7 protein-coding genes and 1 tRNA gene are annotated in these 9,714 nt (G+C 66.3%); 6 read left to right on the top strand and 2 right to left on the bottom strand.

Annotated features, from left to right (window positions below; translation table 11 throughout):
• Nucleotides 1-69: 69 nt before the first annotated feature.
• Nucleotides 70-204 (bottom strand): hypothetical protein, encoded by a 135-nt coding sequence (locus tag IIE29_RS17055; protein WP_281389159.1) that lies wholly within the window; start codon nucleotides 202-204, stop codon nucleotides 70-72.
• A 195-nt stretch (nucleotides 205-399) separates the two neighbouring features.
• Here IIE29_RS17055 and IIE29_RS14000 point away from each other — a divergent pair.
• The 4 genes from IIE29_RS14000 (at nucleotide 400) to IIE29_RS13985 (ending at nucleotide 5,299) form a co-directional block, all read left to right on the top strand.
• A tRNA-Thr gene (locus IIE29_RS14000) sits at nucleotides 400-472 on the top strand.
• Between the two features lie 396 nt (nucleotides 473-868).
• Nucleotides 869-2,077 (top strand): acetyl-CoA C-acetyltransferase, encoded by a 1,209-nt coding sequence (locus IIE29_RS13995; protein WP_209325900.1) that lies wholly within the window; start codon nucleotides 869-871, stop codon nucleotides 2,075-2,077.
• A 1-nt stretch (nucleotide 2,078) separates the two neighbouring features.
• Nucleotides 2,079-4,250, top strand: coding sequence for a 3-hydroxyacyl-CoA dehydrogenase NAD-binding domain-containing protein (locus tag IIE29_RS13990; protein WP_209325899.1), 2,172 nt, complete (start codon nucleotides 2,079-2,081; stop codon nucleotides 4,248-4,250).
• A 128-nt stretch (nucleotides 4,251-4,378) separates the two neighbouring features.
• Nucleotides 4,379-5,299, top strand: a complete 921-nt coding sequence (locus IIE29_RS13985; protein ID WP_209325898.1) for an NADP-dependent oxidoreductase — start codon at nucleotides 4,379-4,381, stop codon at nucleotides 5,297-5,299.
• A gap of 9 nt (nucleotides 5,300-5,308) precedes the next feature.
• Here IIE29_RS13985 and IIE29_RS13980 read toward each other — a convergent pair whose 3' ends face one another.
• Complete coding sequence (locus tag IIE29_RS13980) at nucleotides 5,309-5,935, bottom strand: TetR/AcrR family transcriptional regulator (protein ID WP_209325897.1); 627 nt, start codon at nucleotides 5,933-5,935, stop codon at nucleotides 5,309-5,311.
• A gap of 131 nt (nucleotides 5,936-6,066) precedes the next feature.
• Between IIE29_RS13980 and IIE29_RS13975 the strand changes: the two genes are divergently transcribed.
• Together IIE29_RS13975 and IIE29_RS13970 are read left to right on the top strand one after the other, a co-directional pair.
• Complete coding sequence (locus IIE29_RS13975) at nucleotides 6,067-7,680, top strand: carboxyl transferase domain-containing protein (RefSeq protein ID WP_209325896.1); 1,614 nt, start codon at nucleotides 6,067-6,069, stop codon at nucleotides 7,678-7,680.
• A gap of 8 nt (nucleotides 7,681-7,688) precedes the next feature.
• Nucleotides 7,689-9,701, top strand: a complete 2,013-nt coding sequence (locus tag IIE29_RS13970) for an acetyl/propionyl/methylcrotonyl-CoA carboxylase subunit alpha (RefSeq protein WP_209325895.1) — start codon at nucleotides 7,689-7,691, stop codon at nucleotides 9,699-9,701.
• Nucleotides 9,702-9,714: the final 13 nt, after the last annotated feature.

Raw genomic sequence — 9,714 nt, 5'->3', positions numbered from 1 at the left:
GGAGTACGAAGCAATGATTGAGTCACCTGCAGTCGCAGCGTGACACTCCGATTGTCACCGATCCTTGCATCAGTCCCTTCCGGTGCCGATGCGGGACACGAGCTGAGCGCTGCGCGCCAACGATGCAGGATCCTGCGAGAACGACTCACACTCGATGAGAGCTTGGAAGTCACTCATGAAGTCGTCGGAGTCGAACTCGGCCACGGGGTCTCCCTCTGATCTATGCTTTGTCTGCACTTTCAAGGTTAACTGGTGCCGGCAGCAGACCGCGCCCGACAGCTGTTTCGCCGCCCATCCGGGCCCGAGGCAAGCTGCGAGGTCTCGTTCGGAGAGGCTCCGGTTCGGGAGAGTCCCTCATTTTGACCGGCGGTGCAGAAGTTGGCTAAAGTTAGGTCGGTTGCCGCCTTAGCTCAGTCGGCAGAGCGATTCACTCGTAATGAATAGGTCGCGGGTTCGATTCCCGCAGGCGGCTCGGCAACGCCCCTCCCACCAGGAACACCACTGGACCGGGAGGGGCTTTTTCGTTTCCCGGAGCACCGAATGATGCGGTTGCGATGCGTTTTGCAGCCATTCGGCTAGCACCCGAACAACCAGGCAGCGCCGATATCGGACCGTCGATGCGCCGGAGTGTCTCGTAGAGGTGGATCCGGCTCGATAACGACGATGATTTCGAGGTGGATCCGCCCCTGCGAGACACGGCGTACTTCCTGAGGGTCTTCCGCCGGTGCCGCATCGACGGCGATGGGTCCGGCGAGGAGCTGCGTGTGTTGATCGTCACTGGAAACTGGTACACAATGGAACGTGCGAATGTTACTGAACGATCGATCAGATTTGCTGGTCGGCCTTCCACCGAGACTGTGAGGAACACATGAGCGAAGCGTTCATCTATGACGCGGTGCGCACCCCACGCGGCAAGAACCGCGATGGTGCGCTCCACAGCGTCAAACCCATCGACCTCGTGACCGGGCTCATCGACGCCGTGCGCGAGCGCAACCCCGAACTCGATGACAGTGCCATCGACGACCTCGTACTCGGCGTCGTCTCTCCGGTCGGTGAACAGGGCGGCGACATTGCCCGCACAGCCGCTCTGGTCTCCGGACTCGACGAGTCCGTCGCAGGTGTCCAGATCAACCGGTTCTGCGCTTCGGGCCTGGAAGCCGTCAACCTCGCGGCGCAGAAGGTCGGCAGCGGATTCGAGAACCTCGTCCTCGCAGGCGGCGTCGAGTCCATGTCCCGCGTGCCGCTGGGCTCCGACGGAGGCGCCTGGTCACAGGACCCGACGACGAACTTCGACACGTATTTCGTGCCCCAGGGCATCGGTGCCGACCTCATCGCCACCACCGAGGGCTTCAGCCGCACGGACGTCGACGCCTTCGCCGCAGAATCGCAGAAGCGGGCGGCCAACGCCTGGGAGAAAGGGTACTTCGAGAAGTCGATCGTGCCCGTCAAGGACATCAACGGTGTGACCCTGCTCGACACGGACGAGCACATGCGACCCGGCTCCACCGTGGAATCGCTGTCGAAGCTCAACCCGGCGTTTTCGAAGCTCGCCGCCCAGACCGGCTTCGACGAAGTCGCCCTTCAGAAGTATCACTGGGTCGAAGAGATCGACCACGTCCACACCGCCGCGAACTCCTCGGGCATCGTCGACGGGGCCAGCCTGGTCATTCTCGGCGACTCCGAAGTCGGCCAGAAGATGAACATGAAGCCGCGGGCCCGCATCGTCTCCACCGCAGTCACCGGCTCCGAGCCGACGATCATGCTCACCGGTCCGACCCCGGCGACCCGCAAGGCCCTCGACAAGGCGGGGCTGACCGTCGACGACATCGACCTCTTCGAGCTCAACGAGGCATTCGCCGCCGTCGTGCTCAAGTGGATGAAGGACCTGAACATCCCGCATGAGAAGGTCAACGTCAACGGTGGGGCCATCGCCATGGGCCACCCGCTCGGCGCCACAGGAGCTATGATCCTCGGCACCGTGCTCGACGAACTCGAACGCCGCGACCTGGGGCGCGGACTCGTCACCCTGTGCATCGGTGGCGGAATGGGCATCGCGACGATCATCGAAAGGGTCTGACATGACGACAACGACCACCATCGACTACCAGCGCACCACCGACGCTGACGGCATCGTCACTGTCGTCATCGACGAACCGGACGCCAAAGTCAACACCATGAACGACTACTACGCGGCCGCCATGCAGGCGACCGTGGAGTGGCTCGAAGCCAACGTCGACGACATCACCGGCGTCGTCCTCACTTCGCCGAAGAAGACCTTCTTCGCCGGCGGCAACCTCAACAAGATCCGGGCGGCGAGTCCGGAGAACGCCGAGGCGGAATTCGCCCAGGTCGAGAGCATGAAGGCCGTCCTGCGCCGGCTCGAGACCTTCGGCAAGCCCGTCGTCGCCGCGCTGGGTGGAGCTGCGCTGGGCGGCGGACTCGAGATCGCCCTCGCCACCCACCACCGGATCGCGGCCGAGGACAACCCCAGCGCACGCTTCGGGTTCCCCGAGGTCTCCCTCGGACTGCTGCCCGGCGGCGGAGGCATCGCCCGCACGGTGCGCATGCTCGGAATCCAGGACGCCCTGCAGAAGGCGATCCTGCCCTCCACGAAGTTCAAGGCCGCCGAAGCCAAGGAACTCGGCCTCGTCGATGAGCTCGCCCGGGCCGCCGACCTCGAGGACCGGGCGAAGGCCTGGATCAAGGACAACCCGGAAGCGGTCCAGCCCTGGGACGTCAAGGGCTTCAGGATCCCGGGCGGATCGCCGTCCTCACCCAAGCTCGGTGCGATGCTGCCTGCGCTGCCGGCCATGCTGCGACGCCAGACGAAGGGCGCACCGATGCCGGCCCCGCGAGCGGTCATCGCCGCAGCCGTCGAGGGCGCGAACGTCGACATCGACACTGCGCTGTCGGTCGAGTCACGCTACTTCGTCCACCTCACCCATACTCCGGTGGCGAAGAACATGATCAAGGCGTTCTTCTTCGACCTCGGCCACATCAACTCCGGCGGTTCCCGCCCGAACGGCTATGAACCTCGTCAGGTCAAGAAGCTCGGTGTGCTCGGGGCCGGAATGATGGGTGCGGCCATCGCCTACACCGCCGCGAAGGCCGGGATCGAGGTCGTGCTCAAAGACGTCGAGCTGGCCGCCGCGGAGAAGGGCAAGGCCTATGCCGCCAAACGCGAGGAGTCGGCCCTGAAGAAGGGCAAGACGACCGCCGAGAAGTCCCGATCCGTCCTCGATCGGATCACGCCGAGCGCCTCGGCCGAGGACTTCGCCGGTGTCGACTTCGTCATCGAGGCCGTCTTCGAGTCCGTTCCGGTCAAGCAGCAAGTGTTCGCCGAGATCCAGAACGTCGTCGAACCCAACGCCGTCCTGGGGTCGAACACCTCGACCCTGCCGATCACCGAACTGGCCACCGGGGTCGACCGCGACAAGGACTTCATCGGCATCCACTTCTTCTCGCCGGCAGACAAGATGCCCCTGGTCGAGATCATCCGCGGAGACAACACCTCCGATGAGACCCTGGCCCGCACCTTCGACCTCGTGCAGCAGATCAAGAAGACCCCGATCGTCGTCACCGACTCGCGCGGCTTCTACACCTCCCGCGTGATCGGGACCTACATCGCCGAGGCGGTCGCCGCCGTCGGCGAGGGTGTGGAGCCGGCTTCGGTGGAGCAGGCAGCACTGCAGGCCGGTTACCCCACCGGTGCCCTGCAGCTCCTCGACGAGCTGACGCTGACCCTGTCGCAGAAGATCCGCCAGGAGACAAGGACCGCCACCGAGGCGGCCGGAGGCACCTGGACCGAGCATCCTTCTGAAGCGGTCATCGACTGGATGGTCGAACAGGCGCGCACCGGCCGCAAGGACGGGGCGGGCTTCTACGACTACGACGAGAACGGCAAGCGCACCACGCTGTGGTCGGGCGTGCGCGAGAAGTACGACTCGGGATCGACCGATCAGCCGTTCGCCGACCTGCAGGAGCGGATGCTCTTCGCCGAGGCGATCGAGACGATCAAGTGCCTCGACGAAGGAGTCCTCACCTCGGTGCCGGACGCCAACATCGGGTCGATCTTCGGTATCGGGTTCCCGGCGTGGACGGGCGGTGTCCTCCAGTACGTCAATCAGTACGAGGGCGGCCTGGCAGGCTTCGTCGACCGTGCGAAGGAACTCGCCGCGAAGTACGGCGAGCACTTCACCCCGCCGACCTCGCTGATCGAGCGGGCGAAGTCCGGGGAGACCTACGAGTAGGAGATCTCTCCCGGTGCCGCGCCGCCCCGGCGTCGCATCCGCAGGAATAGCCTGATGGCCTTCCGGCGTTGTCCAGTGACACTGACAATCTGTTCAGTCGCACTGACAGCTACCGGAAGGCCATTGCTATGCGCGCCGCCGTCTACGACGCCTACACCGAGAACTTCGACGACATCACGGTCCGTGATCTGCCCGACCCCAAGCTTCCACCGGCCTCGGTGCTCATCGAGGTCAAGGCCGCAGGAGTCAACCCCGTCGACTGGAAGCTCGTCGGCGGTCACCTCGACGCTTTCATGCCGGTCCAGTTCCCGGTCACGCCCGGTTGGGATGTCGCCGGCGTCGTCGTCGGGCTCGGCTTCGACACTCCCGAATTCTCCATCGGAGACGAGGTCATCGCCTATGCCCGCAAGGATGTGCTGAGTTCTGGGACCTTCGCAGAAAAGGTCGCGGTCCCTGTCCGCTCCGTGGCGCCGAAACCCAAGAGCCTGAGCTGGGAAGAGGCGGGCGGCCTGCCGCTGGCCGGCGGCACGGCTCTGCGAACTCTCGAATCCCTCGGCGCCCTCGAGGGCAGAACCGTTCTCATCCACGGTGCATCCGGGGGTGTGGGCAGCTTCGCCGTGCAGATCGCCGCGGCAGCCGGGGCCCGGGTCATCGGCACGGCGTCGGAGTCCAATCACGACTATCTGCGCCGTCTCGGCGCCGAGCCCGTGACCTATGGCGCGGGATTGGTCGATCGTGTGCGCGAGGCCGCGGGCGGGCCCGTCGACGGGGTCGCTGATTTCGTCGGAGGCGTCCTCGACGACACCTTGGCCCTGCTGGCTGAGGGCGGCATGCACGCCTCCGTCGCCGATCCCTCGGTCGCCGAGCACGGCGGCCGCTACATCTGGGTGCGCCCCGACGGCAGCGAGACCGCGAGGTTGGGTCTCCTCGTCGACGAAGGCAAGCTCACCGTCGAAGTCGCCGGGACCTACGGTCTCGACGAGGTTCCGCAGGCGTTCAAGGACAGCGCCGCCGGCCACGTCCGCGGAAAGCTCGTCATCGTCCCCTGAGGCGGAATCTCAGCCGATCGCCAGCGCGGCGGCCGCCGCTGCGCGCAATTCGACCCCGACCACCTCGGCGCTTGAGCGTCGTGCCTGGTACGGGGTCGAATTCATCATGCCGAACACCGCGTGGACGCGCACCGTGGCGGCCTCGAGCGTCCACTCGGGGTGGGCGGCGGCGACGACCTCGGCCCACCGGCTGACATAGGCGCGCTGCAGGCGGCGCACGGTCCGACGGGAGGCCTCGGGGAGTGCCGCGAGGTCACGATCCTGGATGCGGATGAGCTCGGGTTCGCTCATCGCGAAGTCGACATGGAAGTCGATGAGTCGGTGCAGCGTTCCGGCTGCCTCGGCTTCGACAGCTGCAGCGGGCTGCTCTTCTGTCGCAGCGACGATCTCGTCCCCGCCGGATTTCAGGTACTTCGAGATCCCGACGAGCAGCTCCTCGAGCACGGCCTCCTTCGAGGAGAAATGCCGATACACCGCCGGTGCCGAGATGCCCGCGCCCTTTCCGAGGTCGTCGAGGCGGACACCATGGAAGCCGTGCCGGGCATACAGTGCCTTCGCGACGTTCAGCAGCTGCTCGCGGCGGGCGGCCTTCGCCTCCGCCCGCGAGGTCGGCCTGGCCGCATCCTCGGTCGTCATCGCCGACCTCTTTTCCTGTTCCGATGTCGTTTCCCGCGGCGGATGCTTCGCAGAGTCCGCGCGTTGTCACTTCTGCCTGTGAGCAGTATCATAGCAGTCAGTTAAGAAGAATTAACTGAAATGAGGATGGAATGAGAGCAGTGGGAACTGCGGTCAGTCCGGCGACGGGGCAGGTCAATGCCGATGCCCATGCCGAACTCATCGCTGAGCTCCGCGAACGCGTCAGGGCCACCGCCCGAGGTGGGTCGGAGAAGTCCAGGCAGCGTCACATCGGCCGCGGCAAGCTGCTGCCGCGCGACCGGGTCGAGCACCTGCTCGATCCCGGAACTCCGTTCCTCGAACTCTCTCCGCTCGCAGCCAACGGCATGTACGAGGATGCGAGCCCCGGCGCCGGGATCATCACCGGCATCGGCCGGGTCGCCGGCCGCGAATGCGTCATCGTGGCCAATGACGCCACGGTCAAGGGCGGCACCTACTATCCCGTCACGGTGAAGAAGCACCTGCGGGCCCAGGAGATCGCGAAGGACAACGGTCTCCCGTGCATCTACCTCGTCGACTCCGGTGGGGCGAACCTGCCCAACCAGGACGACGTGTTCCCCGACCGTGAGCACTTCGGCCGCATCTTCTACAATCAGGCCACGCTCTCGGCCGCCGGGATCCCACAGCTGGCAGCCGTCCTCGGATCCTGCACCGCCGGCGGCGCCTACGTCCCCGCCATGGCCGACGAGTCGATCATCGTCTCCGAGCAGGGCACGATCTTCCTCGGCGGCCCACCCCTGGTCAAGGCCGCCACGGGCGAGGAAGTCACCGCCGAGGAACTCGGCGGCGGTGCGCTGCACTCGCGCGTCTCCGGCGTCACCGACCATCTCGCCGCCAACGACCCTCATGCCCTGGAGATCATGCGCGACGTCGTCTCCACACTCGGGCCGAAGAGCGCTCCGAACTGGGACGTCATCGAACCTCGTCTGCCCGCGCATCCGCCGGAGGAGCTGACCTCGGTCGTGCCCGTCGACTCGCGCACCCCCTACGACGTCCACGAGGTCATCGCCCGCTTGGTCGACGCCTCGGAGTTCCACGAGTTCAAAGCCGAGTACGGCACCAGCCTCGTCACCGGGTTCGCCCACCTGGACGGACACCCGGTGGGGATCGTCGCCAACAACGGCATCCTCTTCGGCGAATCCGCCCAGAAGGGCGCCCACTTCATCGAACTCTGCGATCAGCGCAGCGTGCCGCTGGTCTTCCTGCAGAACATCTCCGGCTTCATGGTCGGCCGCGATTACGAGGCCGGCGGCATCGCCAAGCACGGAGCGAAGATGGTCAACGCCGTCGCGACCGCCCGCGTCCCGAAGTTCACCGTCGTCATCGGCGGCTCCTTCGGAGCCGGCAACTATTCGATGTGCGGTCGCGCCTACTCACCTCGCTTCCTGTGGATGTGGCCCAACGCACGCATCTCGGTGATGGGCGGCGAACAGGCCGCCAGCGTCCTCTCGACCGTCAAGCGCGATCAGCTCGAAGCCCGCGGAGAGACCTGGAGCGAAGAGGCCGAAGACACCTTCAAGCAGCCCATCCGCGACCAATACGAGGCACAGGGCAATCCGTACTATTCGACAGCGCGGCTGTGGGACGACGGAATCATCGAACCCGGTGACACCCGTCAAGTGCTCGCCCTCGCCCTCGAACTCGCCCGCTTCGGACCGATGGAACGCCCGCTGAATGCCAGCGGCTACGGCGTTTTCAGAATGTGAGCCCCTCGATGTTCAAGACTGTACTCATCGCCAACCGCGGAGAGATCGCCCTGCGCGTCATCCGCACCTGCCGCGCCCTCGGCATCAGGACCGTCGCCGTCTACTCCGACGCCGATGCCCAGGCCGCCCATGTCAAAGCCGCCGACACGGCCGTGCACCTGGGCCCGGCAGCCGCCTCGGAATCGTACCTGCGCATCGACAAGGTCATCGCCGCCGCCGAGGCGACCGGCTCGGAGGCCATCCACCCCGGCTACGGCTTCCTTTCCGAGAACGCGGAGTTCTCCGCGGCCTGCGAAGCCGCTGGAATCGTCTTCCTCGGCCCCGGCCCGGAAGCGATCCGGACCATGGGTGACAAGATCACCGCCAAACAGGCCGTGTCCTCTCGCGGAGTTCCGCTCGTGCCCGGCACGAAGGACGCCGCCATGAGCGACGAAGCCCTCATCGCTGCTTCGGCCGATATCGGCTTCCCCGTGCTCATCAAACCCTCCGCCGGCGGCGGGGGCAAGGGCATGCACGCGGTCTTCGATGCCGAGAAGCTGCCCGAGGCGCTGAAGACCGCTCGCCGCGAGGCCGCGAGCTCCTTCGGAGACGACACCCTGTTCCTCGAACGGCTCGTGGCCACCCCGCGGCACATCGAGGTTCAGATCATGGCCGATGCCCACGGCAATGTCATCCACTTCGGTGAACGCGAATGCTCCCTCCAGCGCCGCCACCAGAAGGTCATCGAAGAGGCACCATCGCCGCTGTTGGATCCGGAGACCCGGACTCGCATCGGTCAGGCCGCCTGCGAGACCGCGAAGTCCGTGGGCTACGTCGGAGCCGGCACGGTCGAGTTCATCGTCGGCGCCGACCGTCCCGACGAGTTCTTCTTCATGGAGATGAACACCCGCCTGCAGGTCGAGCACCCCGTGACCGAGGAGGTCACCGGCGTCGACCTCGTCGAACTGCAGCTGCTCGTCGGCGCCGGCGAGCAGCTGCCGCTGTCCCAGGACGACATCACGCTGACCGGGCACTCGATCGAAGCCCGCATCTACGCCGAGGACCCCTCGCGAGGCTTCCTGCCCACGGGCGGACGTGCCCTCGACGTCGTCTTCCCCACAGGCGAGGGCATCCGCGTCGATGCCGGACTCGACGCCGGGCAGACGATCGCTTCCGACTACGACCCGATGATCGCCAAGCTCATCGTCCACGCCGACGATCGGAGCGCGGCCATCGCCCGCCTCGACGCTGCGCTGTCGGCTTCCGCGGTGCCCGGGATCGTGACGAACATCGACTTCCTGCGCACGCTCATGTCCCTGCCCGAAGTCGTCGCCGGTGACCTCGACACCTCTCTCATCGACAATCTCGACGAGGAGCAGCTCGCCCACACCGCCTCCGAGACCCATGCACAGCTGGTGGCTGCGGCCGTGCTGGCGACCGGGGGAGCGGCCGGCACCACCATCACCGGCCCGATCACGGAAACGGACCTGTCGGGGAAGCGCACGACCGCCTCGGCGTGGGCCGGACCGAGTGCCTGGCGGACCTCCAGACCGGAGTTCCGACCCACGGTCCGCCTGGCCGCCGGCGGGCAGACCGTCGAAATCGAGGCCGAAGCCGACCACGCCGGCATCGACTCCGACGGCCTCTGGCACATCGTCCTCGACGGAATCCAGCACACCGCACGGATCTTCTCCGATGCGCGTGAACGCAGCGTCTGGGTGAGCACCGGAGACGGGATCCACGTCTTCACCCGCCCGCTGGCCGACGCCTCGCTGACTCCCGGCCTCGAAGGCGCAGAGGTGCTCGCACCGATGCCCGGCTCCGTCGTGGCCATCAGAGTCGAGACCGGCGACAAGGTCGAGCAGGGTGACCCGATCGTCGTCGTCGAGGCGATGAAGATGGAACACGTGCTCACCGCACCCGCGGCCGGCATCGTCACCGTCACCGCGGTCGAAGGCGCCCAGGTCGGACTCGACGAGGTGCTCGCCGCCATCGTCGACGAAGCGCAGGCCGAAGCCGCCGAAGAACAACCAGCCAGCTGATCACGACAACCAC

Source organism: Brevibacterium renqingii (genome assembly GCF_017808095.1).
Taxonomy (GTDB): domain Bacteria; phylum Actinomycetota; class Actinomycetes; order Actinomycetales; family Brevibacteriaceae; genus Brevibacterium; species Brevibacterium renqingii.
Note: the sequence above shows the minus strand (reverse complement) of the source record. Positions and strands in the feature narration are given on the sequence as shown.